Source organism: Pseudaestuariivita atlantica (assembly GCF_001205715.1).
Taxonomy (GTDB): domain Bacteria; phylum Pseudomonadota; class Alphaproteobacteria; order Rhodobacterales; family Rhodobacteraceae; genus Pseudaestuariivita; species Pseudaestuariivita atlantica.
Map to the genome: position 1 here is coordinate 286653 of NZ_AQQZ01000001.1, position 22030 is coordinate 308682.

Below are 22030 nucleotides of genomic sequence, written 5' to 3' on the forward strand. Positions count from 1 at the left end.
ACCTTGGGGTGCGGTCGCAATATCGGCCGGAACGCCAAGGGAGAGACCATGCCGCACCCCACCAAGATCGCCACCTGTTGTTACTGTGGAACCCGCGCGGCGCTGGTGCTGAAAGGGCGTGAACGGCACGAACTGGCCTGTTCCGCCTGCGGGGCGCCCTTGCACAACCTCAAAATGCTGCCGAGCGCCAAGGCGAAGGGCGCGGTCGCCCATGAAGAGGCGGCGCAGCCTTTGGGCGGGTTCTTCAGCACGCTGCACGACAAGGCCGAGCTGCGGCAGATGCGGAAGAAGAAGGTCAAGTCGAAGGGCAAGAAGAAGCGCAAGGGCGGGATGGCGTGGTTTCTCGACGAGGCGTTCGACGCGATCGAGGATATTTTCGACTGAGCCGCTGATGCGCCCTGCGCGGAATCAAGGCCGCAGGCCGCCGCGCATCGCCGGGCCGCCCCCCCCGGCACGGCGATTTGGCTGACGCCAGCGCAACGCCCGCGCGCAGGGCGGGTTTGGCAGGCATAAAGCGCTTTAGAACCGATCATGGATCGCCGCACCGCGGCCCCGCGATGCGCGGCTTTGTCCGTTTTCGCCGCAGCGTCGGGGCTGGTCACCATGGCCGGTATGTCTTAAGTGGCGCGGGACGAGCGCAAGGACACCTCCCATGAGCTATGAACAACCCGGACCGGTCGAAGAAACGTGGCGCGACGCGATCTCGTCGGTCGAGGAGATCATCGAGGATGCCCGCAACGGGCGGATGTTCATCCTTGTCGACCACGAGGACCGCGAGAACGAGGGCGACCTCGTTATCCCCGCCCAGATGGCGACGCCGGATGCGATCAACTTCATGGCCAAGCACGGGCGCGGTCTGATCTGCTTGTCGCTCACGGCCGAGCGGCTGGACGCGCTGGGGCTGGAGTTGATGTCCACCAACAATTCCTCGCGTCACGAAACCGCGTTCACCGTGTCGATCGAGGCGCGCGAGGGCGTGACGACGGGCATTTCCGCGCATGACCGCGCGCGCACGGTGGCGGTGGCGATCGACAGCGCCTCGACCGAGGCGGATATCGCCACGCCCGGCCACGTCTTCCCGCTGCGCGCCAAGAAGGGCGGCGTTCTGGTTCGGGCCGGTCACACCGAGGCGGCGGTCGATATCTCGCGCCTTGCGGGGCTGAACCCGTCGGGCGTGATCTGCGAGATCATGAACGAGGACGGCAGCATGTCGCGCCTGCCGGAGCTGGTGTCCTTCGCGCAGTTGCACGGGCTGAAGATCGGCACGATCAGCGACCTGATCGCCTATCGCCGCCGTCACGACAACCTTGTCGGCGTGCGCCGCGAAGAGACGATCACCAGCGAGTTCGGCGGTGAATGGACGCTGCGCATCTATACCGACGAAACGCAGGGTGCCGAGCATATCGTGCTGATCAAGGGCGATATCTCGACCTCTGAGCCGGTGCTGGTGCGGATGCACGCGATGGACCCGATGCTGGACGTGGTGGGGATCGGCCCCAAGGGCCGCGCCGACGAGTTCCGCGACTGCATGATGGCGGTGGAGGCCGAGGGCCGGGGCGTGATCGTGCTCTTGCGCGACACCACGATGAAGCTGCAACCCGAGGCGGGCGTGTCGCCGCACACGCTGAAGCAATACGGGCTGGGGGCGCAGATCCTGTCGTCGCTGGGCCTGTCGGACCTTGTCCTGCTGACCAATTCGTCGGCGCCAAAGGTGGTGGGTCTTGATGCCTACGGGCTGGAGATCGTGGGCACGCGCAAGATATCGGAGCTGGGCTGATGGCCGCGAACGAACAGCATTACACGCTTGACCGTCCGTCCTTTGACGAGGGGCCGAAGATCCTGATCGTGGTGGCGCCTTACTACAAGGACATCGCCGACGACCTCGTCGCGGGCGCGCGGGCCGAGGTGGAGGCCGCGGGTGGCACCAGCGAGGTGGTCGAGGTGCCCGGAGCGCTGGAAGTGCCCACGGCCATCGGCATCGCCGAACGGCTGGGCGATTTCGACGGCTACGTGGCGCTGGGCTGCGTGATCCGGGGCGAGACGACGCATTACGAGACCGTGTGCAACGACTCGTCGCGCGCGATCCAGCTGCTGGGCCTGCAGGGTCTGTGCATCGGCAACGGCATCCTGACGGTGGAGACCCGTGCGCAGGCCGAAGTGCGCGCCGGCGTGCAGAACAAGGGCGGGGGTGCTGCGGCAGCGGCGCTGCACCTGATCGCGCTGACCCGCCGGTTCGGCGGGGCGCGGGGCGGAGTCGGCTTCAAGCCGCTGGGCGAGGACACGATCCTTGCCACCGGGGGCACGACGGTATGACCGAGCCGAAATTGTCGGGCAACCAGAAGCGCAAGATGCGCTCTGCCGCGCGGCTTTACGCCGTGCAGGCGCTGTACCAGATGGAGATGTCGGACCACACGGTCGACCGGGTGAAGCGGGAATTCCTCGACCACCGGTTCGGGGCGGTGGTCGATGGCGAAGAGTGGATCGACGGGGACGTGGACCTGTTCCGCGCGGTGATCGAGCGGGCGGTCAATTACCAGGCGCCGATCGACCAGATGACGGACCGGGCGCTGGTGGCCAAGTGGCCCATCGCGCGGATCGATCCGACCCTGCGGGCGCTCTTCCGCGCGGCGGGGGCCGAGTTCGGCCTTAAGGACGCGCCGCCCAAGGTGGTGATCACCGAATACGTGGACGTGGCGCGCGCCTTCTTCCCCGAGGGCCGGGAGCCGAGTTTCGTGAACGCGGTCCTTGACCACATGGCGCGCGAGGCGGTGCCGGACGCCTTTTGAGCCGCGTCTTGCCGGAATGAACGCCCGAGGGCGTGCTTTTCCCACCTGGGGGGCCAGCCCCCCAGACCCCCATGCCGGGGCGCTGCCCCGGACCCCGAGGTATTTGTCGAACCGAAGAAGATCAGTCCGGTGACGGGGTGGTGAGGCGGTAGCGCGTGCGTTCCTCGGGCAGGAGCAGGTAGATTTCATCCGGCGGAGTAACGAGGGCGTGCTGCATGATGAGCGGGTCGATTCCCATCGTGTCGAGGTAGGCCATGACCTTGCCCTGGCCGCGCTGGATGTTGGAGACGGCGAGGAAGGCGGGCAGGACGGTGTTTTCGCCGAAATAGTGCTGGTGCACGCCGAGGGCGGCGTCGTCGGCGGCGGTGCGGGAGGTGCCGGCGGCGAAGATGTAGGGGCAGGCGGAGAGGCAGATGTCGCCGTCTTGCATCACCGTGGCGAGGTTTGAGCCGCGGATCATGCGGCCGATGGCGAGCGCGTCGGGGACCGAGCCTCCCGGTGAGTGGAGGCGGATGGATTGCGTTGCGGGGGCGGCGTCGAGCGCCGCGCGGAAGCGGGGGGCGTCGCCGTCGCGGATCGTGCCGGTCAGCGTCATCGTGTTGTCCGCGCCGGGGGTGAAGAGGAGTTGCGAGGGCATGTCACCCGGCGTTTGCAGGGGCGAGGCGGGGCGGCCCGGTTGCGGCTCCCAGTCGGTGCGGTAGCGGCGGGTCTGGTCACCTGGCAGCACAGGCTGGGTGAGATTCGGGGCCTGCGAGGGTTGCAGGAGGCGCGGCAGGGTGGGGGCGATGTCGACCGTGAGGATCACGAGGCCGATCGCCACCTGCAGAAGCAGGATCACCCGCAGCATATAGCCGGGGCCGCGCCTTTGCGTGTCGGGCAGCGGATCGGGGGCGGTGGCGTCAGTCATGCGCCGCTCCGCTTGTCGGGGTTGAGGGGCACGGGGGCGGGCGGTTCGGAGGTTTGCGGGGCGGGATGCGAGGCGCGTTCCACCTCCCGCAGGGCGGTCACGGCGGCGCGGAGTTCCGACAGGGTGAGCGTGTCCTCGATGGGCACGCGGGCCTCGGACGCGCGCATGGCGGCGTGGGCGACGGCGATTATGAGGACGAGCACGCCGGGCAGGAGGTCGATGGCGATGGCGCCCGCCCAGGATGGCACGAAGTCCCCGGCATAGCGGATGACCGCGTCGGCGGTGGAGATGGGAGTGTAGGTCGTCTCTGCCGGGGCGGGGAGCGCCATGACGGCTTGCGCAGCGAGCGACAGGGTTTCGGCGCGCTGGGCCATGGCGGCGAGGACAGCGTCGATCGTGGCCTGCTGGCCCGTGGCGACGTCGGCGCGGGCGTCGAGGTCGGGCACGACGACCACCGCCGCGAGGTCTTGCGCGGCGCGTTCGACGAGGGGGGCGACCGACAGCTGGCGCAGCTTGGCGATGAGGCCGGCGAGGCGCACGGCTTCTTCGGAGAAGAGGATCGAACGGGCCTCGACCGCGCCCTGTTCGACGGTAAGCGCGCGCATCCGGGACAGGATGGCGTTGCCTTCGTCGAAGGCGGCGGCGACGCGGGGGGATTGCGCGGCGATCTGGGCCTCGAGCCCCTGAAGCTCGGCGCTTTTCTGGCGGAGGATGCGGAAGACGGCGCCGCGCCCGGCGAGGCCCGAGAGATCGCCCGCGGCCTCCTGTTCGCTGAGGTCCTCGAGCGTGGTGCGCATCCGCGCGACATCGCGTTCGAGCGACTGGCCCGATACCGCGATCAGGTTCGCCTGTTCCAGCGCCGTCTGGTAATCCTGCACGGTGCGGGCGAGGTGTTGTTCGACGGCAGCCGATCCGGCAAGCGCGGCGGCGTTCAGCCATGACGACATCGCCACGATGGCCGCCGATCCGAGGCACATCGCGACGAACAGTTGCGCCCGGCGTCCCGCGGTGCGGATCGCGGGAAACAGGCGGAGCATGTAGGACCAGAAGACGAAGATGCCCACGGATACGGCGATGGAATAGGCGGCGGCGGCGAGGAAGCTGAGCGCGCCGGTGCCGTCAAGCAGCGAGGAGACGCCGAGATAGGTGTAGATGCCCGAAGCGCAGGCCAGAACGCCAAGCGCGGTGCCGGTTATCGTGTCGAGCCAGCCCAGGTGGTGCGCGATCTCGCGCGCCTGGCGCAGTTCGTAGCCGGAAGGCGTGGGGTCGGGCATCATGTGCTCCTGCGTGAAAATGCCGGGTCATAGCGGCGGATAATCGCGCAATGCGCAAGCGGTTCACCGAATTTTGACAGAAAAATGGCGAGATAGCGCCCGAGGCGCTTGAAACCGCGCGAGGTTCGCGTAACTTGTATTGTGCACACGGAGGGGAAGATGCTGATACTCACATCCCGACTTTCGGACGCTTTGAAGGCGCTGCGCGACTGGCTTGATGGCCTTGTCGAGCCCGAAGGCGCGCGGGATTACGTGCCGATCCCGGTGAAGGCCGAAAAGCCGAAGCGCAAGATCTGATCACGCCCCTGTTTTGGTTCGAAACCCCGGCATCCGTCGGGGTTTTGTCGTTTTAAGGGGGTGCGAAGGCGGCGGGACCGCACCAACCGATGGGTAATCTCATTCCCGAGGACCTGTATATACAGGTGGGCGCCAGGTAACCGAACCAGGGCTCGGACAGAGCCAGCTCCCTCGGAATTGCTTAAGGCCACCGGAATGCTACCGATATCGAGAAGGGCAGAACCCGCCTCGGCGAGAGATAGGGCGCTGGGTGGTCCCGCGCAAGGGGTGCGGCGTCAGGTCATGTCGTGCAGGTTGCCGAGGAAGCCGTGCCAGCCCTTGTCGAGGGCGAGGACGAGGCCATAGGCGTCGGCGGTGTCGGGCAGGCCGGTATGGGTGAGCGTGAGGCGGGTGCCACCGGGGGCGGGGGCGAGGTCCCATGTGACTTGCGTCATGTGGCCGCCCAATGGGCCGACGGTGAAATCCCATGTCATGCGGGTTGGTGCGTCCATGCCCGTGACGCGGCCCCAGCACATGCGGTCGCCGTCCTTGGCGGAGACCAGCGTGAAATCCGCCCCATCCGACAGGTCGGCCTTGGCGGGGTGGAACCAGCGGCCAAGCTTTTCCGCCCCGGTCAGGTAGCCCCAGACGGTGGCGGGGTCGGTGGGCAGGTACACGGACTTGGAAATGGTGATGCCGGTCATGGCTGGTCCTTTTCGATGGCGTCGGTGAGGGCGGTGAGGCGGTCGTCCCAGAAGCGGTCGAAGAAGGTGAGCCAGTCGCGCACCGGGGCGAACCCTGCGGGATCAAGCCGGTTGATGCGTTCGCGTCCGCGCACCTCGGTCGTGATGAGGCCGCCGTCGGACAGGACGGTGAGGTGTTTCTTGACCGCCGCGCGGGTCATGTCGAAGCGGTCGGTGATCTGGGCGATGGTCATGTCACCCGTGGCAAGCATCTGCAGGATGTCACGCCGCGTGGGATCGGCCAGCGCCCGGAAGGTGGGCTGGGTCATGGAGCCTCCGGATAAAGAGATACCGTTTGGTATTGCATTAGATAGGATACCGATTGGTATCACGTCAAGCCTCTTGTCAGACGTTCACTTTTTGTTCATTCTTAGGGGATGGATGACCTGATGCCTTCCCTCCAGCCCGGCCAGTTACTGGCGCGGGGCGTGGTGCGCCACCTCGCATCGCTGGGGATGGTCTGTATCGAGGAGTTCACGCCCGAGCGCGGCAAGCGCGTGGACGTGATGGCGATGGGGCCGAAGGGCGAGATCTGGGTGGTGGAGTGCAAGTCATCGCGCGCCGATTTCATGGCCGATGGCAAGTGGCAGGGTTACCTCGAATGGTGTGACAGGTACTTCTGGGCGGTGGACGAGGCGTTCCCGACCGACCTGCTGCCGGAAGGCACGGGGCTGATCATCGGCGATGCTTATGACGCGGAAGTGCTGCGCATGGCGCCCGAGGAAAAGCTGGCGGCGGCGCGGCGCAAGGCGGTTACCCGTCGGTTCGCGACCCATGCGGCGCGGCGGCTGATGGCGGCGCGCGATCCCGGTGTGCAGACGGAAGTGGGCTAGGCGGCGTTACTTGGTCTGCTCGGCGGCCTTGGCGGCGGCGAGCATTTCCTCGGCGATCTCGCGCGCCTCGTCGGGTTCGAAATCCATCGGGATCTCGAGCTTGTCGGAATAGACGAACAGCCGCACCATGCCCTGATCGGTGGGGCCGATCTGCAGGTTCGCTTCGATCTCGCGTTCGGTGTTGATGCCCATGTCGCACTCCGACTATTGCCGCGCTGCAGGTAGCGCGAAACTGGCTTGCGCTGCAAGCGGGCGGTTGCGACGGTTGGGCGATGGATGCGGTATTGCGCGAATATGTCCCGGCGGACCGGGCGTGGCTGGTGGCCGCGCACGGCCGGCTTTACGCGCGGGACGAGGGGTTCGACGACACCTTTGCGCCGCTTGTGAACGACATCCTCGCCGCGTTCGAGGCGGGCCATGATCCTGCCCGCGAGACGGGTTGGGTGGCGGAGGTCGAAGGCCGGTCTGTCGGGTCGATCTTTTGCGTCGATGCGGGGGACGGGCGGGCCAAGCTGCGGCTGTTCCTGGTCGATCCCGTCGCGCGCGGGCAGAGGCTGGGCGCGCGGCTGCTGGAGGCGTGCATGGGGTTCGCGCAGGCCCGCGGATATCGCGGGATGGTGCTGTGGACCCATGCCGAACACCGCGCCGCCTGTGCGCTTTATCAGCGGGCCGGTTGGCGCTGTCTGCGGTCCGAACCGGTGCGCTCTTTCGGTGTCGATCTGACCGAGCAAACGTGGGAAATCGATTTCCGATAGGGTTGCAATCGCTGGGCGCGAGGGATATCTGAGCCCCAAGTGCCGCCTTAGCTCAGTTGGTTAGAGCGCCTGATTGTGGATCAGGAGGTCCCCCGTTCGAGCCGGGGAGGTGGTACCACCCCCTTCAATCGGTCTGGATGTCGATGGTCTGGCGCAATGTTCCGTCGGGCGTGTAGATCAGGATTTGCGTCGCCGTCGCGATGGCGTACCAGTCGGGGCCATAAGTGACGGCGAGGGGCGTGAGGCCCTCGGGCAGGGTGATCTGGTCGGGCAGGGCGGGCGCGGGTGCCGAACCCAGCCGGACGACAAGGAGCGTGACGATGGCGACGAGGCCAAGGATCATTACCGCCGTGAGCGCGGTCACCAGTACCTTGAGGTATCGCACCAGCGCAGGGTCGATGGGCTGAGGGATGTCGTCGTCGGTCACGGAAGTCTCGTTCTGCATCGCGGCTGATCCGCCGCCCCGCCTTGATAAGGCGCTGGCCCGCGATGTGCCAGAGGAGGCGGCGTTGTCACGCTCGCGCCTTGCCCGGCTGATTGCCGAGGGTGCGGTGCGCGTGGGTGGCTCGGTCGTGACCGACCCGCGCGCCAAGGTGGCCGAGGGCGCGGAGGTGGTGATCGCGGTGCCGCAGGCGGTCGAGACCGACATGGTGGCCGAGGACATCCCGCTCGACATCGTGCACGAGGATGCCGCGCTGATCGTGGTGAACAAGCCCGCCGGCATGGTGGTGCATCCCGCGCCCGGCACGCCGGGGGGGACGCTGGTCAACGCGCTGTTGCACCATTTTGGCGGGGATCTGTCGGGGGTGGGGGGCGTGCAGCGCCCCGGCATCGTGCACCGGATCGACAAGGACACAAGCGGGCTCTTGGTCGTGGCGAAATCGGACGCGGCGCATCACGGGCTGGCGGAGCAGTTCAGCGCACATACCGCGCACCGGGTCTATCGCGCGGTCTGTCACGGGGTTCCCGACGTGGGCGATCCCCGGCTGGTGGGCACGCGCGGCGTGTCGGTCGAACCCGGCGGCGTGATCAAGATCACCAGCGGGCTGGAACGGCACCGGACCGACCGGCAGAAGCAGGCGGTGGTTTTCGGCGGTGGCGGGCGCCACGCGGTGACGCGGGTGCGGGTGCTGGAGCGGTTCGACGGAGCGGCGCTGATCGCCTGCCAGCTGGAAACCGGGCGCACCCACCAGATCCGCGCCCATATGGCGCATGTCGGCCACGGGCTGGTCGGTGATCCGGTTTATGGCGGGCGGCGCAAGCTGCGCGCGGGCGCGGGCGCGTTCGACCGGCAGGCGCTGCACGCGGCGGAGCTGGGGTTCGTGCACCCGGTGACCGGCGAATCCTTGCGTTTCTCGGCGCCTGATCCCACCGATATGGCCCTCCTTATTGCGCGCCTGCGCACAGAAGTTTGAAATACAGCTTCACCTGTGCGTGATATAACGGGTCCGTGAGTTGTAGATGCGACGGAAAACGGCCTTACTGACGTTAGACATTCGAGGCAGACGGGTTCTTGAAACCCGGAGAACATGTCTTAAATGGAATGTTAAGCGTTGTTACATTAGTAACGCGCGAGACCTGAAAGGGACACCATGAGCAATTATGCCAATCTTCCGGCCCCGAGCCCCGAAAGCGGCCTGAACCGGTACATGCAGGAAATCCGAAAGTTCCCTCTGCTGGAACCAGAGGAAGAATACATGCTGGCCAAGCGCTGGGTCGAGGAACAGGACAGCGAGGCGGCGCACAAGATGGTGACGTCGCACCTGCGGCTGGCTGCCAAGATCGCGATGGGATACCGCGGTTACGGGCTGCCGCAGGCCGAGGTCATTTCCGAGGCCAACGTGGGCCTGATGCAGGCGGTGAAGCGGTTCGACCCCGAGAAGGGCTTCCGCCTTGCGACCTATGCCATGTGGTGGATCCGCGCCTCGATCCAGGAATACATCCTGCGGTCGTGGAGCCTCGTGAAGATGGGCACGACGTCGGGCCAGAAGAAGCTGTTTTTCAACCTGCGCAAGGCCAAGAACCGGATCGGTGCGCTGGAAGAGGGCGATCTGCGGCCCGAACATGTCGAAAAGATCGCCAACGACCTGGGCGTGACTGAGGCCGAGGTGGTGTCTATGAACCGGCGCCTGTCGGGCGGTGATGCCTCGCTGAACGCGACAATCGGGTCGGACGGCGAAGGGTCGATGCAGTGGCAGGACTGGCTGGAGGACGAAGACGCCGACCAGGCCGCCGATTACGAGGCCAAGGACGAACTGGATTTCCGCCGCGAATTGCTGGCGCAGGCGATGGACGTCCTGAACGACCGCGAGAAGGACATCCTCGTGAAGCGGCGGCTGAGCGAGCAGACGATCACGCTCGAAGACCTGTCGTCGGAATACGGCGTCAGCCGCGAGCGGATCCGCCAGATCGAGGTGCGCGCCTTCGAGAAGCTGCAGAAGAAGATGCGCGAACTGGCCAAGGCCGAAGGCGTTCCGATCACCGAAGACGCCTGAGCGTCGCGCGCGTCTTGACAGGTCCACAAGGGCTGCCATAGCCCTTGTGCGACTTCAGGACTGTGACACTCTCATGTTGAAAAGACTTTCTGCCGCGACCCGGCGACGGGCGCGGCGCAAGGCCCTTCCCCGCGCGAAACTGGATTTGTCCCACACCCAGGGCGGCACCTTGCTGCCGGACCGGCTGCACTTGCTGGACGTGATGCCCAAGGGCGCGCGCGTGGCCGAGATTGGCGTGGCGCAGGGCAATTTCTCGACCCAGATCCTCGAACGCTGCACGCCGCAGGTTCTGCACCTTGTCGATGCGTGGCACACCACCCGCTACCGCCCCGCGCAGGCGCAGGTCGAGAAACGGTTCGCGTCCGAGATCGCGGCGGGGCAGGTCGTGCTGCATCCGGGCCTGTCGACGGACCGGCTGCCCGAGTTTGCCGATGCGAGCCTTGACTGGGCCTATATCGACACCGATCATTCCTATCCCACGACGAAGGCCGAGCTTGAAATCTGCGACCGGGTCGTGGCGCCGGGCGGGCTGATCGCGGGGCATGATTTCTGCACCGGCAACACCGACAAGCCGACCTTTTACGGGGTGGTGCAGGCGGTGAACGAGTTCTGCGTGACCCGCGGCTGGCGCTATCGCCATGTCACGCTGGAAAGCGGCGCGCATTTCTCGTTCTGTCTGGAACGGATCGCGTGAGCGCCGGGGGCAGCAGGGGGGAAGACAGATGACGGACAAACCGGTGCGCTGGGGCATCCTGGGTGCGGCGAAATTCGCGCGCGAACACATGGGGCCCGCGATCCACGCGGCTAAGGGGGCGGACCTGGCGGCGCTGGCGACGTCCTCGCCGGACAAGGCGGCGCCCTTCCGCGCCTTTGCGCCGGGGATCGACGTGCATGACGGGTACGACGCGCTGCTTGCCGATGCCTCGATCGATGCCGTCTACATCCCGCTGCCCAACCACCTGCATGTCGACTGGACGCTGAAGGCGCTGGACGCGGGCAAGCATGTGCTGTGCGAAAAGCCGCTGGCGATGCGCGCCGACCAGTTCGACGCGGTGATCGCGAAGCGCGACGCGACGGGGCTGGTCGCGGCAGAGGCCTACATGATCGTGCATCACCCGCAATGGCACCTCGCCCGCACACTCGTCCGGTCGGGGGAGATTGGCGAGCTGGTGCAGGTCGACGGCGTGTTTTCCTATGACAACCGCACTGACACCGGCAATATCCGCAACCGCGCCGATACCGGCGGCGGCGGCATCCCGGATATCGGCGTCTACACCTATGGCTCGGCCCGGTTCGTGACCGGTGAGGAGCCCGAAGAGATCACCCATGCCGAGATCACGTGGGAGAACGGCGTGGATGTCTGGGCGCGGGTCTGCGCGCGGTTCCCCTCGTTCCAGTACCACGCGGTCACCTCGATGCGGATGGCGGCGCGACAGGAGATGACGTTCCACGGATCCAAGGGGTTCGTGCGCCTGACCGCCCCCTTCAACCCGCAGGTTTTCGGGCAGGCGGAGGTGCATCTGCATCGCCCCGGTTTCGAGGTGGTCACCACCCGGTTCCCGGCGGTCAACCATTACGTCCAGCAGGTCGAGGCGTTCGGGCGGTCGGTGCGCGAGGGCGCGGAATATCCCTGTCCGCTGGAATTCAGCCGGGGCACGCAGGCGATGATCGACATGGTATTCGCGCGCGCGCGGGGCTGAGAGGACGCACATTCTTCGTGCGAAGAATGTGCGTGGCGCCGGGGCGGAACGGACCTTTTTCGCAGGAAAAAGGTCCTTGCCTCAGGCGGCGTTCCTGTTGGCGGCCTTGCGGGGTTTCTTGCGGCTGTTCGCGTCGATGAAATCGAGCACCAGCGGCCGGATGTTGTTGCGCCAGCTTTTGCCCGCGAAGATGCCGTAATGGCCCGCCTCGGGTTCGACGTGGCTGGCTTTCTTGTCGTCGGGCAGGCCGGTCAGCAGGTCGAGCGCGGCGACGCACTGGCCCGGCGCCGAGATGTCGTCCTTGGCGCCTTCCACGGTCTTGACCGCGACGTTGGTGATCTTGCCGATATCCACCGGTTTGCCGTTGACCGAGAAGGCGTTCGCCGCGATCTCGGCCTCCTTGAACACACGTTCGACCGTGGAGAGGTAGAATTCGGCGGGCATGTCCATCACGGCGAGGTATTCGTCGTAGAAGGAATTGTGCTTGTCGAAATCGGATGCCTCGCCGCGGGCGACGTTGGTGATCTGGTTGACGAAGGCGTTGGTGTGGCGTTCCGCGTTCATCGACATGAACGAGGCCAGTTGCAAAAGGCCCGGATAGACCAGCCGCCCGACGCCCTTGTACTTGAAGCCGACGCGCTGGATCATCGTCTCTTCCAGCATCCCCATGGTCACGGTGCGGCCGAAATCCGTCACCTCGGTCGGGGCGGCGTTCGGGTCGATCGGGCCACCGATGAGGGTCAGCGAAGAGGGCTGCGCCTTGGGGTCTTCCTCGGCCAGGTAGGCGGTGGCGGCGAGCGCCAGCGGCGCGGGCTGGCAGATCGCGATCACGTGCACGTCGGGGCCGAGATGTTTCATGAAGTCGACGAGGTAGAGCGTGTAATCCTCCACATCGAACTTGCCGGCGGAGACGGGGATGTCGCGGGCATTGTGCCAATCGGTCACGTAGACTTCGCAATCGGGCAGCAGTGAAATGACCGTCGAACGGAGGAGGGTGGCGTAATGGCCCGACATCGGCGCGACCAGCAGCACCTTGCGCGGGCGCGGGGCGCGGCCCAGCACCTCGAAATGCAAAAGGTCGCCGAAGGGGCGTTCAAGGACGTGGGTTTTCTGGACGACGTGGTCCTTGCCGTCCTCGCAGGTCATCGACTTGATGCCCCAGCCGGGCTTGGTCACCATGCGTTCGAAGGTGCGTTCGGTCACTTCGCCCCATGCGGCGAGCCAAGTGAGCGCGGGATTCGGCAGGGCGGCGAAGGCGGGATAGGCGCCAAGCGTCTTGGCGGACGCGCCCAACCACTGGTTGGTGTTTCGTAGCGTCTCCATCATGTCGTATGGTATCATGAACCGCATCGGGAACCTCCATTCCAGCCGTCTTGCGCGCGCATGGCAGGTATGCCACGCACCGGGCTGGTCAAATCCGCGCAGGGACGCTACTGCTCGCCCAACATATGCTGCATTGCAGCGAAAGCCTAGACGGAATTCGTTTACATGACAACAACCGACGACGAAACCGACCCGAATTTGCGCCGTTTGAACGAGAACATGGCGAAGATCGAAGAGCTGTCTCAACGTCTGGTTGCGGCAATCGGCAAGCGGGACCCGATCAACCCGTCGCTGGGCGGGCCCGATCCGTCGCTGTGGACCGAGGCCGCGCAAAGCTATTGGCAGACGTGGATGCAGGACCCGGCCAAGATGTGGCAGCACCAGGTGTCCTACTGGGGCAACTCGGTGCGCCACTACCTTGAAGCGCAGAAGATGTTCGCGCAGGGCAAGCTGGCCGCGCCCGAGGATCCCGGCCCCGTCGACCGCCGGTTCCAGAACCCGCTGTGGCAGACCCATCCCTATTTCAACTTCATCAAGCGCCAGTACCTGACCGCGGCCGAGGCGATGCGCGCCGCCGTGGCCGACCTTGATGACATGGACCCGATGGAAAAGCGGCGGTTGCGCTATTTCACCGACCAGATCGCCGACCTGATGGCGCCCACCAACTTCCTTGGCACCAACCCCGACGCGCTGGAGCGGGCGGTGGAGACCGACGGTGCCTCGCTTCTGAAGGGGCTGGAGAACCTTGTCGCGGATATCGAGGCGAACAAGGGCGAGTTGCTGGTGCGGCTTGCGGACGAGGACGCGTTCGAGGTGGGCCGCAACATCGCGACGACGCCCGGCAAGGTCGTTTACCGCAACAAGATGATGGAGCTGATCCAGTTCACGCCGACGACCGAAAAGGTTCACGCGACGCCCATCGTGATCTTCCCGCCCTGGATCAACAAGTACTATATTCTTGATCTGAAAGAGAAGAACTCGTTCATCAAGTGGGTGGTCGACCAGGGATACACCCTGTTCGTGGTGTCGTGGGTTAACCCGGACCCGGCCTATGCCGACGTGTCGATGGACGACTACATCCGCGACGGATACCTCGAAGCGATCGAGCACGTGAAGCGGATCACCGGCGAAAAGCAGATCAACGCGGTCGGCTACTGCATCGCGGGCACCACGCTGGCGCTGACGCTGGCCTACCTGAAGCAGCAGAAGGACCGCTCGATCAAGTCGGCGACCTTCTTCACCGCGCTTACCGATTTCGGCGACCAGGGGGAGTTCACGCCCTTCCTGCAGGACGATTTCTACCACGGGATCGGCGACGAGGTGAAAGAGCACGGCATCCTGCGCTCGGTCATCATGGCGCGGACCTTCTCGTTCCTGCGCTCGAACGACCTGATCTACACGCCCGCCATCAAGTCCTACATGATGGGGGAGGCGCCGCCGGCCTTCGACCTGCTGTACTGGAACGGCGACGGGGCGAACCTGCCGGCCTGCATGGTGATGCAGTATCTCGACGACCTGTGCCGCGAGAACACGTTCGTGGGCGAGGGGATGGAGATCCTTGGAACGCGCGTGCACGTGAAGGACGTGTCGGTGCCCGTGATCTCGATCGCGTGCGAGACCGACCACATCGCGGCGTGGCGGTCGGTTTATGCTGGCCTGCAGCAATTCGGGTCGAAGGACCGCACCTTCATCCTGTCGGAATCGGGCCATATCGCGGGCATCGTGAACCCGCCCAGCAAGGTGAAATACGGCCATTACACCAATGACGACCTGACGCTGGACCAGGACGCTTGGCAGGCAGGGGCGGATTTCCACGAAGGCAGCTGGTGGCCGCGCTGGGAGGCGTGGATCAAGCCCCGTTCGGGCAAGCAGGTCCCGGCGCGCATGCCCGGCGATGCCGATCACCCGGTGCTGGAAGACGCGCCCGGAAGCTACGTCAAGGTCAAGGCGGCCGACGCCGCCTGACCGTGGGCGGCATTGGTGACCTTGCGTCACTTTCCTGATGCTGCGGTGCAGAAAAAACTTGCAATGCCGCGCTGCAGCATCTATATATCTCGCAGATGCAGAAACGGCGGGATGTTCCGCCACAGACATCGAAGGATATGACCAATGGCCGCCAAGACCCAAGACATGAACACCATCCTGAAAGACATGATGGGTGCGTTCCCGGTGGACACCGCCGCCGTGGAAGAAGCGTTCAAATCGACCGCAACCATGAACGAGAAACTGACCGCCGTGGCGCTCGACGCCGCTGAAAAATCGGCCGACATCTCGACCAAGTGGACGAAAGACACCCTCGCCAAGCTGGGCGACATGGCGAAAGCCAAGTCGGAGCCCGCGGACTACGCCAAGGCGATGACCGATTTCGCATCGGCACAGGCCGAAGTCGCAGCCGAGAACATGGCCGCCTTCGCCGAGATCGCCAAGAAGGTCCAGATGGACACTGTCGAGCTGATGATGTCGGCTGGCAAGGACATGGCCGAGGACACCACCAAGGCGATGAAGAAAGCCACCGAGGACATGACCGCAGCCGCCAAGAAAGCGACCGCTGCCGCGAAGTAATTTGCGAACCCTCCCCGGCGCCGGTCGAACGGCGCCACCGAAAGGCAGGCCCCAGCGGCCTGCCTTTTGCGTTGTGCGCGCGGGCTTTCTTTTTGTGCTGCGCTGCCGTAGGCTTTGCTTCACTGCAGCATCGGGGAGAGCTGACACATGGCCGCGACCGGCGATCCGCTATTGATCAAGCGTTATGCGAGCCGCAGGCTCTACAACACCGAAACCAGCGACTACGTCACGCTCGAAGACATCGCGGGCTTCATCCGGGACGGGCGCGAGGTGCAGATCGTCGATCTGAAATCGGGCGACGACCTGACCCGGCAATACCTGCTGCAGATCATTGCCGAGCATGAAAGCCGTGGCGAAAACGTGTTGCCGATCAACGTGTTGACCGACCTTGTCCGCACCTACACCACGCAGGCGCAGACGGTGGTGCCCGAGTTCCTGCAAATGTCGTTCGACATGCTGCGGGACGGTCAGTCCAAGCTGATGGAAAACATGGGCGCGATGAACCCGATGTCGAACATGCCGGGGTTCGAGGCGATGAAGGCCAGCCAGGAAGCCTTCATGAAGGCGATGACCGGCGGCATGGGCAACTGGCCCGGCACGGGTGCCGGAACGACCGCGCCCCCGGCCAAGGAAGGTCGCGGGCAGGACACTTCCGAGGACCTCGACGACATCAAGGCGCAGTTGGCCGATCTGCAGGACAAACTGTCACGCATGGGCAAATAGGGTGTCGAACTCTCCGCGCCGGATCACCCTGTGGGGGATCGAGGTGTTCGTGGCCTGTGCCGAGGAGCGGTCGGTCTCCGCCGCCGCGCGGCGGCTGGGCGCGAGCGTATCGGCGGTGTCCCAGCAGATGACCAACCTCGAAGACGCGATCGGCGTGTCGCTGATGAACCGGGGCGAGCGCCCGATGACGCTGACGCCCGCCGGGGAGACGTTCCGCCGCCGCGCGCAGGCCATCCTGAACGAGGCCGCGCAGGCCCGCGCGGAACTGGGCATGGCCGACCTTGGCGCGCTGACACGCTTCCGGCTGGGCATGATCGAGGATTTCGAGGCCGACGTGACCCCGCATCTTCTGGCCTTCATGGCCGAGGAATTGCGCGGCTGCCAGTTCCTGCTGGATACCGGCGCGAGCCATGCGCTTTATGACCAGCTGGACGCGCGCGCGCTGGACGTGATCGTCGCCGCCGAGATGGGGGCCGAAGCCGCGTGGATGGAGGTGCACCCGCTGGTGACCGAACGCTACGTGGGCGCGGCGCCGCGCGGGGTGATCGACCCCGATGGCGACATCGCTGCGCAGGTGACGGCCCTGCCGCTGGTGCAATACACGACGCGCCACGCGATGGGGCGGCAAATCGCGTCGCACCTCGCGCGGCAGAACCTGACCGTCGCGCGGCGGTTCGAGCTGGACAGCTATCACGCGATCCTCGCGCTGGTGGGGTCGGGGGCAGGGTGGACGATCCTGACGCCTCTCGCGCTCAACCGCGCGACGCGCTTTTCCGACATGATCGACGTCTTCCCGCTGCCGTTCCAGAAGCTTGAACGCACGATTTCCCTGATCGCGCGGCGGGAGATCCTGCATGACATGCCCGCACGGGTCGCGACCGAGTTGCGCGACATCCTGAACCGGGACGTGATCGCGCCCTCGATCGACCGGATGCCGTGGATGCAGGATCACCTGACCCTGCACCGCGCCTCTCCCTGACGGATCAGGCGGCGCGGGCGGGCATGACCGCGTCGACCGCGCCCAGCACCATGTCGGCGATGGCGTCGACCTCGACCCGTGTCAGGCGGGCGGGCAGGCGCAGGTCACATGCGCGGGCCAGCATGGCACGGGTGCGGGGCAGATCGGGCACATCGCCAAGGAACTGCCAGTTCCAGAAGGCGCGCGCATTGTCCGTGGACAGGCCGAACACCTGCACCTTCATGCCTGCCGCCGCCGTCTGGTCGACGAAGGCGGCGACCTGCGCGTCGCTCATGCCGACAAGGTTGAACTGGATCGAATCCGGCGCGCGCGCCTCTTGCGGCAGGGGCGGGGGCACGTCGATCCACGGCGACCCGTTCAGCCGCGCGGCCATGTGATCGTGGTTGGCCAGCCCGTCGCGCACGCGCCGCGCCAGCGCGGGCAGTTGCGGGCGGATCACCGCCGCCGACAGGTTCGACATGCGCGTGTTATAAAGCGGCAGCCGGTTCTGCCAGTGCGCGAAGGGCGCCTGCAGGACGGGATGTTTCTTCCAGTTGTGCTCGTACGCGCCGGACATGATGACGGCGCGCGCGACGAGGTCGGCGTCGTCGGTGACGAGGATGCCGCCTTCGCCCGCGTTGATCATCTTGTAGGACTGGAACGAGAAGCAGCCGACGCGCCCGATCGTGCCGATCTTGCGCCCCGACCAGAGCGTGCCGAGCGAATGGGCGGCGTCCTCGATCACCGGCAGGCCGGCGGCGTCGGCCTGTTCCATGATCGCGTCCATGTCGGAGGTATGGCCGCGCATGTGGCTGATGAGAACGGCATCGACGCCCGGTAGTTTGGCGGCGAAATCGTCAAGGTCGATGCGGTAATTCTCGCCCACCTCGCACAGGACCGGCACGCATTCGGCGTGCACGACCGCCGATGGCACGGCGGCGAAGGTGAAGGCGGGGATCAGGACGCGCGCGCCGGGCGGCAGCCCCAGCGCCTTGAGCGACAGGAAGAGCGCGGCAGAGCATGAGGCGACGGCGAGGGCGTATTTCATGCCCATCATCCCGGCGAATTCGGCTTCGAGCAGGGCGACGGGCGCATCCTCGGGCGCGGTGTAGCGGAAGAGGTCACCGGTTTGCAGGAGGCGGTCGATCTCGGCCCGAGCCTCGGGCGGGATCGGTTCGGCGTCGTGGGTGTTGGGGAGGGCAGTCGGCGCGATCATTTCAGATTCTCCGAAATTGCTTTTCGGATTTACTAAAACTACTGCCGGGACAGCGCAAGTGTTAAAGGCCGATCCTGTCGCGGGTGGCGTACCACGTCATGGCAAGCGCAAGGAGCGGGCCGCGGAAGGCGCCCGCGCCGGGGAAGTTGCGGCCCGGCAGGTTTGCCAGCAGGTCAAACTGGCCCATCGTGCCCTGCACGGCATCGGCCATGACTTTGCCCGAGAACCCCGCCAGCGCGACGCCGTGACCGGAGAATCCCGCCGCCGTCCAGACATTGGGCGCGAGGCGGGCGAAGAAGGGCAGGCGCTCCATCGTGATGGCGAGCGTTCCGCCCCAGGTATAGTCGAACGGGATATCGGCGATCTGGGGAAAGACCTCGCGCATGGGCGCGCGCACCTTGGCGTCGATGTCGCGCGGGAACCGGTAGCCATAGCTTTCGCCACCCCCGAACAGCAGCCGCCCTTCGGACATGCGGAAATAGTTCACCACGAATTTCGAATCCGCCACGGCGACGTCGCGGCCCAGCACGGCGGTCGGGTCAGGCAGGGGGGCTGTGGCGGAGATGAAGTTGTTGATCGGCATGACCCGCGCGCGCAGCTTTGACGTGAGCGCGGAATAGCCGTTCGTCGCAAGGATCACGTGATCGGCGATCACGTGGCCCCGGTCGGTCTGCACCTTGACGGGTGCGCCGTCGGCGATGTGGTGCACGGCGCTGCCCTCGAATATCCGCGCGCCTGCGGCCTCTGCCGCGCGGGCCAGCCCCAGCGCGTAGGCGAGCGGGTGGATATGGCCCGCGCCGTGGTCGATGGTGCCGCCCTGGTAGGCGTCTGATTTCACGATGTCGCGGATTGCGGCACGGTCAAGCTTCTCGATCCGTGTATAGCCGTAGGTTTCGGTGAGCCGGTCGGCCTCGGCATGGGAATGAGGCACGTCGCGGGCGCGCCAGTCGGCGTTCACGATGCCGGGGCGGAAGTTGGCGGCGGGGGCGTGGGTGTCGATCAGGCGCAGGGTCAGCGCCTTGGCCTCTTCGGACATGTCCCAAAGCGTGCGCGCGGCGTCGAGGCCAAGGGCGGCTTCGAGGTCGGATTGTTCCTGCCGCCAGCCGCTGCCCAGCTGCCCGCCGTTGCGGCCAGACGCGCCAAAGCCCGCGCGCTGCGCGTCAAGCACCACCACGTCCAGCCCCGCCTGCGCGCAATGCAGCGCAGCCGAGAGCCCGGTGAAGCCCGCACCGACGATGCAGACATCGGCCCGCATCTCTCCGCGCAGCGCGGGGCGCGGGTCGGGCAGGTCGACGGTGGCCGCGTAATAGCTGGGCGGGTAGGCGCCGGTTTTATCGTTGGCATACAGAAGGTTGGTCATCGCGTGCCGCCTGCGCCCACGATCAGACGCTCAGCAGAAGATGCTCGCGCTCCCACGGCGAGATCACCTGCAGGAACTCGTCATATTCGGCGCGTTTCACGATGGAGTAGACCCGTGCGAAATCGGGGCCGAGGATCGCGTGCAAATCGCCCGCCGCGTCGAACAGGTCCAGCGCATGGCCGAGATCGCGGGGCAGGACGGTCTCTTCCTCGTAAGCGTCGCCCTTGTAGGCGCGCCCCGCGTTGCATTTCTGGTGCAGGCCCAGAAGGCCGCAGGCGAGCGACACGGCGATGCCGAGATAGGGGTTGCAGTCCATCCCGGCGAGGCGGTTTTCCACGCGCCGCGCCTGCGGGGACGACACCGGCACGCGGATGCCGGTGGTGCGGTTGTCGCGCGCCCAGCTGAGGTTGATGGGCGCGGCGTGGTCCTTCACGTAGCGGCGGTAGCTGTTCACGTAGGGCGCCATCACCGCGATGGCCGAGGGCAGGTGTTCCTGCAAGCCGCCGATGAAGTGATAGAACCGCTCGGTCTCCCCGTCCTGCGGGCCGGTGAAGATGTTCTGCCCGCTCACCGTGTCGAGGATCGAATGGTGGATGTGCATGGCCGAACCGGGTTCGTCCGCGATGGGTTTCGCCATGAAGGTGGCAAAGCAGTCGTGGCGCAGCGCGGCCTCGCGGATGAGACGTTTGAAGTAGAAGACCTCGTCCGCCAGTTTGACGGGGTCGCCGTGGCGGAGGTTGATTTCCACCTGTCCGGCCCCGCCTTCCTGCGTGATGCCGTCGATTTCGAACCCCTGTGCCTCGGCGAAGTCGTAGATGTCGTCGATCACTGGGCCGTATTCGTCGACCGCCGACATGGAATAGGCCTGCCGCGCGGCGGCGGGCCGGCCCGAGCGGCCCATCATCGGCTCGATCGGCTTGGCGGGGTCGGTGTTGCGCGCGACGAGGAAGAACTCCATCTCGGGCGCGACCACGGGGGTGAGGCCCATCGCCCGGTACTGCGCCACGACCCGTTTCAGCACGTTGCGCGGGGCAAACGGGATCGGCGCGCCGTCCCGGTCATAGGCGTCGTGGATCACCTGCAGGGTCCAGTCGGCGGTCCACGGCGCGGCGGTGGCGGTCGTCATGTCGGGTTTCAGCACCATGTCGGGTTCGGTGAACCCCTCGTCGCCCGCCGCCTCCCCCCAGCCGCCCGTGAGCGTCTGGAAGAAGATCGAGTTCGGCAGGTGGAACGAGGATTGCCGCGCGAACTTGGTCGCGGGCACGGCCTTGCCCCGCGCGATGCCCGGCGTGTCGGCGATGATGCATTCGACCTCGTCGAGGGTGCGACCCGCGAGGTAGCTTTGCGCGGCTTCGGGCAGGTTCTTCATCCAGTCGCTCATGCGGCGCGCGCCTTCGATGCGTGGAAGAATTGGGCGATGCGGTCGGCGACGCGGGCGTTGTCGTTCTGCCCGTCCAGCCGCGCCTCGGCGATGTCGAGGATGTCGTCGGGCACCACCCCGCGCCCGCGCGAGGCGATCAGGCCAGAGACGAAGGCATCGGGAAATTCGGGATGCGGCTGGATAGACCAGCCCCAGTCGCCGTATTGCAAACCCGCGATCGCGCAGCCGGGGTTCGAGGCGATGACGCTCGCGCCCTCGGGCACCGTCAGCACCTGGTCCTGGTGATAGGCGTTCAGTTCCAGCGGCCCGTCGGGGGTGTCGTACACCGTCGGGCCGACGCGCCAGCCGCCCGCGAACTTCTCGACCCGCGCGCCAAGCGCCCTCGCGATGATCTGGTGGCCAAAGCAGATGCCGACCATGGGCACGCGGGCCGCGTGGGCGTCGCGGATGAAGTCTTCGAGCGGGGGGATGAAAGCGTGGTATTCGTAGACCCCGTGTTTCGATCCGGTGATGAGCCAGCCATCGGCGTCGTGCACGCTGCCGGGCAATTCGCCGTCAACGGTGGTGTAGCCGGTGAAGGTCAGCCCGTGCCCGTCGAGAAAGCGGGCAAACATGTCGTGATAGGTGCCGTATTCCGGGACGAGGGGTTCGGGCGCGTGCCCGGCGACAAGAATGCCGATATGCATGGGGCCTCAGGAGGTTGCTGCGCCTTCTTGATACGCCCGGCGGGGCGGGGCG

Annotated in this window: 26 protein-coding genes and 1 tRNA gene; 16 read left to right on the forward strand and 11 right to left on the reverse strand. The window is 66.1% G+C overall.

All coding sequences use genetic code 11. The features are described from left to right. Positions 1 to 48 precede the first annotated feature (48 nt). The 4 genes from ATO11_RS01405 to nusB all read left to right on the forward strand — a co-directional run bounded on the left by ATO11_RS01405 (position 49) and on the right by nusB (position 2786). Positions 49 to 384 (forward strand): hypothetical protein, encoded by a 336-nt coding sequence (locus ATO11_RS01405; protein ID WP_050529399.1) that lies wholly within the window; start codon positions 49 to 51, stop codon positions 382 to 384. A 268-nt stretch (positions 385 to 652) separates the two neighbouring features. Continuing rightward, a complete protein-coding gene (gene ribB, locus ATO11_RS01410; protein WP_050529037.1) occupies positions 653 to 1777 on the forward strand; it encodes a 3,4-dihydroxy-2-butanone-4-phosphate synthase in 1125 nt (374 codons plus the stop codon). Beyond that, positions 1777 to 2313, forward strand: coding sequence for a 6,7-dimethyl-8-ribityllumazine synthase (locus ATO11_RS01415; protein ID WP_050529038.1), 537 nt, complete (start codon positions 1777 to 1779; stop codon positions 2311 to 2313). The genes ribB and ATO11_RS01415 overlap by 1 nt, the downstream gene beginning before the upstream one ends. Then, positions 2310 to 2786, forward strand: a complete 477-nt coding sequence (gene nusB / locus ATO11_RS01420) for a transcription antitermination factor NusB (RefSeq protein WP_050529039.1) — start codon at positions 2310 to 2312, stop codon at positions 2784 to 2786. The genes ATO11_RS01415 and nusB overlap by 4 nt, the downstream gene beginning before the upstream one ends. Before the next feature lie 121 nt (positions 2787 to 2907). Here nusB and ATO11_RS01425 read toward each other — a convergent pair whose 3' ends face one another. Further along, the gene (locus ATO11_RS01425; protein ID WP_050529040.1) at positions 2908 to 3693 is read right to left on the reverse strand and encodes a COG3904 family protein; all 786 of its coding nucleotides are present in this window, start codon (positions 3691 to 3693) and stop codon (positions 2908 to 2910) included. After that, positions 3690 to 4967 carry an AAA family ATPase gene (locus tag ATO11_RS01430; protein WP_242601324.1) on the reverse strand — a complete coding sequence of 426 codons (1278 nt, stop codon included), beginning with the start codon at positions 4965 to 4967 and terminating at the stop codon, positions 3690 to 3692. The genes ATO11_RS01425 and ATO11_RS01430 overlap by 4 nt, the downstream gene beginning before the upstream one ends. Positions 4968 to 5126: 159 nt before the next feature. Here ATO11_RS01430 and ATO11_RS22005 point away from each other — a divergent pair, with 159 nt between their 5' ends. Continuing rightward, positions 5127 to 5264 (forward strand): hypothetical protein, encoded by a 138-nt coding sequence (locus ATO11_RS22005; protein WP_165586911.1) that lies wholly within the window; start codon positions 5127 to 5129, stop codon positions 5262 to 5264. A gap of 275 nt (positions 5265 to 5539) precedes the next feature. Here the strand turns inward: ATO11_RS22005 and ATO11_RS01435 are convergent, their stop codons facing one another. Then, positions 5540 to 5947 carry an SRPBCC family protein gene (locus tag ATO11_RS01435; protein WP_050529042.1) on the reverse strand — a complete coding sequence of 136 codons (408 nt, stop codon included), beginning with the start codon at positions 5945 to 5947 and terminating at the stop codon, positions 5540 to 5542. Beyond that, positions 5944 to 6255 carry an ArsR/SmtB family transcription factor gene (locus tag ATO11_RS01440; protein ID WP_050529043.1) on the reverse strand — a complete coding sequence of 104 codons (312 nt, stop codon included), beginning with the start codon at positions 6253 to 6255 and terminating at the stop codon, positions 5944 to 5946. Before ATO11_RS01440 ends, ATO11_RS01435 begins: the two co-directional genes overlap by 4 nt. A gap of 108 nt (positions 6256 to 6363) precedes the next feature. Between ATO11_RS01440 and ATO11_RS01445 the strand changes: the two genes are divergently transcribed. Then, complete coding sequence (locus ATO11_RS01445) at positions 6364 to 6819, forward strand: MmcB family DNA repair protein (protein WP_110553502.1); 456 nt, start codon at positions 6364 to 6366, stop codon at positions 6817 to 6819. Positions 6820 to 6825: 6 nt separating this feature from the next. Here ATO11_RS01445 and ATO11_RS01450 read toward each other — a convergent pair whose 3' ends face one another. Next, positions 6826 to 7011 carry a DUF6324 family protein gene (locus ATO11_RS01450; RefSeq protein ID WP_050529044.1) on the reverse strand — a complete coding sequence of 62 codons (186 nt, stop codon included), beginning with the start codon at positions 7009 to 7011 and terminating at the stop codon, positions 6826 to 6828. An 80-nt stretch (positions 7012 to 7091) separates the two neighbouring features. Here ATO11_RS01450 and ATO11_RS01455 point away from each other — a divergent pair, with 80 nt between their 5' ends. Together ATO11_RS01455 and ATO11_RS01460 are read left to right on the forward strand one after the other, a co-directional pair. Next, positions 7092 to 7574: a GNAT family N-acetyltransferase gene (locus ATO11_RS01455; RefSeq protein ID WP_050529045.1), complete on the forward strand. Its 483-nt coding sequence runs from the start codon at positions 7092 to 7094 to the stop codon at positions 7572 to 7574. A 41-nt stretch (positions 7575 to 7615) separates the two neighbouring features. Continuing rightward, positions 7616 to 7692: transfer RNA gene (locus ATO11_RS01460), tRNA-His, on the forward strand. A gap of 6 nt (positions 7693 to 7698) precedes the next feature. On the opposite strand, the gene ATO11_RS01465 is transcribed toward ATO11_RS01460, so the two are convergent. Beyond that, positions 7699 to 8001: a DUF6476 family protein gene (locus ATO11_RS01465; protein WP_242601325.1), complete on the reverse strand. Its 303-nt coding sequence runs from the start codon at positions 7999 to 8001 to the stop codon at positions 7699 to 7701. On the opposite strand from ATO11_RS01465, the gene ATO11_RS01470 reads away from it, so the two are divergent. The 4 genes from ATO11_RS01470 (at position 7985) to ATO11_RS01485 (ending at position 11769) form a co-directional block, all read left to right on the forward strand. Continuing rightward, on the forward strand, positions 7985 to 8989 hold the full coding sequence (locus ATO11_RS01470; RefSeq protein WP_050529046.1) for an RluA family pseudouridine synthase: 1005 nt from the start codon (positions 7985 to 7987) through the stop codon (positions 8987 to 8989). The two genes, ATO11_RS01465 and ATO11_RS01470, sit on opposite strands and share 17 nt — an antisense overlap. Positions 8990 to 9166: 177 nt before the next feature. Next, positions 9167 to 10069, forward strand: a complete 903-nt coding sequence (rpoH, locus tag ATO11_RS01475) for an RNA polymerase sigma factor RpoH (protein WP_050529047.1) — start codon at positions 9167 to 9169, stop codon at positions 10067 to 10069. Between the two features lie 73 nt (positions 10070 to 10142). Next, positions 10143 to 10763, forward strand: coding sequence for a class I SAM-dependent methyltransferase (locus tag ATO11_RS01480; RefSeq protein WP_110553504.1), 621 nt, complete (start codon positions 10143 to 10145; stop codon positions 10761 to 10763). Positions 10764 to 10791: 28 nt separating this feature from the next. Next, complete coding sequence (locus tag ATO11_RS01485; protein ID WP_050529048.1) at positions 10792 to 11769, forward strand: Gfo/Idh/MocA family protein; 978 nt, start codon at positions 10792 to 10794, stop codon at positions 11767 to 11769. Between the two features lie 81 nt (positions 11770 to 11850). Here ATO11_RS01485 and phaZ read toward each other — a convergent pair whose 3' ends face one another. After that, positions 11851 to 13119, reverse strand: a complete 1269-nt coding sequence (gene phaZ / locus ATO11_RS01490) for a polyhydroxyalkanoate depolymerase (RefSeq protein WP_050529049.1) — start codon at positions 13117 to 13119, stop codon at positions 11851 to 11853. 138 nt (positions 13120 to 13257) lie between these two features. On the opposite strand from phaZ, the gene ATO11_RS01495 reads away from it, so the two are divergent. The 4 genes from ATO11_RS01495 (at position 13258) to ATO11_RS01510 (ending at position 17356) form a co-directional block, all read left to right on the forward strand. Further along, complete coding sequence (locus ATO11_RS01495) at positions 13258 to 15057, forward strand: PHA/PHB synthase family protein (protein ID WP_050529050.1); 1800 nt, start codon at positions 13258 to 13260, stop codon at positions 15055 to 15057. Positions 15058 to 15201: 144 nt separating this feature from the next. Next, positions 15202 to 15654 carry a phasin family protein gene (locus ATO11_RS01500; RefSeq protein WP_050529051.1) on the forward strand — a complete coding sequence of 151 codons (453 nt, stop codon included), beginning with the start codon at positions 15202 to 15204 and terminating at the stop codon, positions 15652 to 15654. Positions 15655 to 15801: 147 nt separating this feature from the next. Next, a complete protein-coding gene (gene phaR, locus ATO11_RS01505; RefSeq protein WP_050529052.1) occupies positions 15802 to 16377 on the forward strand; it encodes a polyhydroxyalkanoate synthesis repressor PhaR in 576 nt (191 codons plus the stop codon). Position 16378: 1 nt separating this feature from the next. Continuing rightward, positions 16379 to 17356, forward strand: coding sequence for a LysR family transcriptional regulator (locus tag ATO11_RS01510; protein WP_050529053.1), 978 nt, complete (start codon positions 16379 to 16381; stop codon positions 17354 to 17356). A gap of 4 nt (positions 17357 to 17360) precedes the next feature. Here the strand turns inward: ATO11_RS01510 and ATO11_RS01515 are convergent, their stop codons facing one another. The 4 genes from ATO11_RS01515 to ATO11_RS01530 all read right to left on the reverse strand — a co-directional run bounded on the left by ATO11_RS01515 (position 17361) and on the right by ATO11_RS01530 (position 21978). Next, positions 17361 to 18551: a DegT/DnrJ/EryC1/StrS family aminotransferase gene (locus tag ATO11_RS01515; RefSeq protein WP_050529054.1), complete on the reverse strand. Its 1191-nt coding sequence runs from the start codon at positions 18549 to 18551 to the stop codon at positions 17361 to 17363. Between the two features lie 61 nt (positions 18552 to 18612). Next, entirely contained in the window at positions 18613 to 19911 is a 1299-nt protein-coding gene (locus ATO11_RS01520; RefSeq protein WP_050529055.1) for an NAD(P)/FAD-dependent oxidoreductase, read from the reverse strand. 22 nt (positions 19912 to 19933) lie between these two features. Beyond that, positions 19934 to 21292, reverse strand: coding sequence for a glutamine synthetase family protein (locus ATO11_RS01525; RefSeq protein WP_050529056.1), 1359 nt, complete (start codon positions 21290 to 21292; stop codon positions 19934 to 19936). After that, the gene (locus ATO11_RS01530) at positions 21289 to 21978 is read right to left on the reverse strand and encodes a type 1 glutamine amidotransferase (RefSeq protein WP_050529057.1); all 690 of its coding nucleotides are present in this window, start codon (positions 21976 to 21978) and stop codon (positions 21289 to 21291) included. The genes ATO11_RS01525 and ATO11_RS01530 overlap by 4 nt, the downstream gene beginning before the upstream one ends. Positions 21979 to 22030: the final 52 nt, after the last annotated feature.

Excerpts from the sequence above, each read along its gene's own strand:
- ATO11_RS01405 (WP_050529399.1), top strand. The coding sequence starts at position 49 with ATGCCGCACCCCACCAAGATCGCCACCTGTTGTTACTGTGGAACCCGC.
- ribB (WP_050529037.1), top strand. The coding sequence starts at position 653 with ATGAGCTATGAACAACCCGGACCGGTCGAAGAAACGTGGCGCGACGCG.
- ATO11_RS01415 (WP_050529038.1), top strand. The coding sequence starts at position 1,777 with ATGGCCGCGAACGAACAGCATTACACGCTTGACCGTCCGTCCTTTGAC.
- nusB (WP_050529039.1), top strand. The coding sequence starts at position 2,310 with ATGACCGAGCCGAAATTGTCGGGCAACCAGAAGCGCAAGATGCGCTCT.
- ATO11_RS01425 (WP_050529040.1), bottom strand. The coding sequence starts at position 3,693 with ATGACTGACGCCACCGCCCCCGATCCGCTGCCCGACACGCAAAGGCGC.
- ATO11_RS01430 (WP_242601324.1), bottom strand. The coding sequence starts at position 4,967 with ATGCCCGACCCCACGCCTTCCGGCTACGAACTGCGCCAGGCGCGCGAG.
- ATO11_RS22005 (WP_165586911.1), top strand. The coding sequence starts at position 5,127 with ATGCTGATACTCACATCCCGACTTTCGGACGCTTTGAAGGCGCTGCGC.
- ATO11_RS01435 (WP_050529042.1), bottom strand. The coding sequence starts at position 5,947 with ATGACCGGCATCACCATTTCCAAGTCCGTGTACCTGCCCACCGACCCC.
- ATO11_RS01440 (WP_050529043.1), bottom strand. The coding sequence starts at position 6,255 with ATGACCCAGCCCACCTTCCGGGCGCTGGCCGATCCCACGCGGCGTGAC.
- ATO11_RS01445 (WP_110553502.1), top strand. The coding sequence starts at position 6,364 with ATGGATGACCTGATGCCTTCCCTCCAGCCCGGCCAGTTACTGGCGCGG.
- ATO11_RS01450 (WP_050529044.1), bottom strand. The coding sequence starts at position 7,011 with ATGGGCATCAACACCGAACGCGAGATCGAAGCGAACCTGCAGATCGGC.
- ATO11_RS01455 (WP_050529045.1), top strand. The coding sequence starts at position 7,092 with ATGGATGCGGTATTGCGCGAATATGTCCCGGCGGACCGGGCGTGGCTG.
- ATO11_RS01470 (WP_050529046.1), top strand. The coding sequence starts at position 7,985 with ATGTCGTCGTCGGTCACGGAAGTCTCGTTCTGCATCGCGGCTGATCCG.
- rpoH (WP_050529047.1), top strand. The coding sequence starts at position 9,167 with ATGAGCAATTATGCCAATCTTCCGGCCCCGAGCCCCGAAAGCGGCCTG.
- ATO11_RS01480 (WP_110553504.1), top strand. The coding sequence starts at position 10,143 with ATGTTGAAAAGACTTTCTGCCGCGACCCGGCGACGGGCGCGGCGCAAG.
- ATO11_RS01485 (WP_050529048.1), top strand. The coding sequence starts at position 10,792 with ATGACGGACAAACCGGTGCGCTGGGGCATCCTGGGTGCGGCGAAATTC.
- phaZ (WP_050529049.1), bottom strand. The coding sequence starts at position 13,119 with ATGCGGTTCATGATACCATACGACATGATGGAGACGCTACGAAACACC.
- ATO11_RS01495 (WP_050529050.1), top strand. The coding sequence starts at position 13,258 with ATGACAACAACCGACGACGAAACCGACCCGAATTTGCGCCGTTTGAAC.
- ATO11_RS01500 (WP_050529051.1), top strand. The coding sequence starts at position 15,202 with ATGGCCGCCAAGACCCAAGACATGAACACCATCCTGAAAGACATGATG.
- phaR (WP_050529052.1), top strand. The coding sequence starts at position 15,802 with ATGGCCGCGACCGGCGATCCGCTATTGATCAAGCGTTATGCGAGCCGC.
- ATO11_RS01515 (WP_050529054.1), bottom strand. The coding sequence starts at position 18,551 with ATGATCGCGCCGACTGCCCTCCCCAACACCCACGACGCCGAACCGATC.
- ATO11_RS01520 (WP_050529055.1), bottom strand. The coding sequence starts at position 19,911 with ATGACCAACCTTCTGTATGCCAACGATAAAACCGGCGCCTACCCGCCC.
- ATO11_RS01525 (WP_050529056.1), bottom strand. The coding sequence starts at position 21,292 with ATGAGCGACTGGATGAAGAACCTGCCCGAAGCCGCGCAAAGCTACCTC.
- ATO11_RS01530 (WP_050529057.1), bottom strand. The coding sequence starts at position 21,978 with ATGCATATCGGCATTCTTGTCGCCGGGCACGCGCCCGAACCCCTCGTC.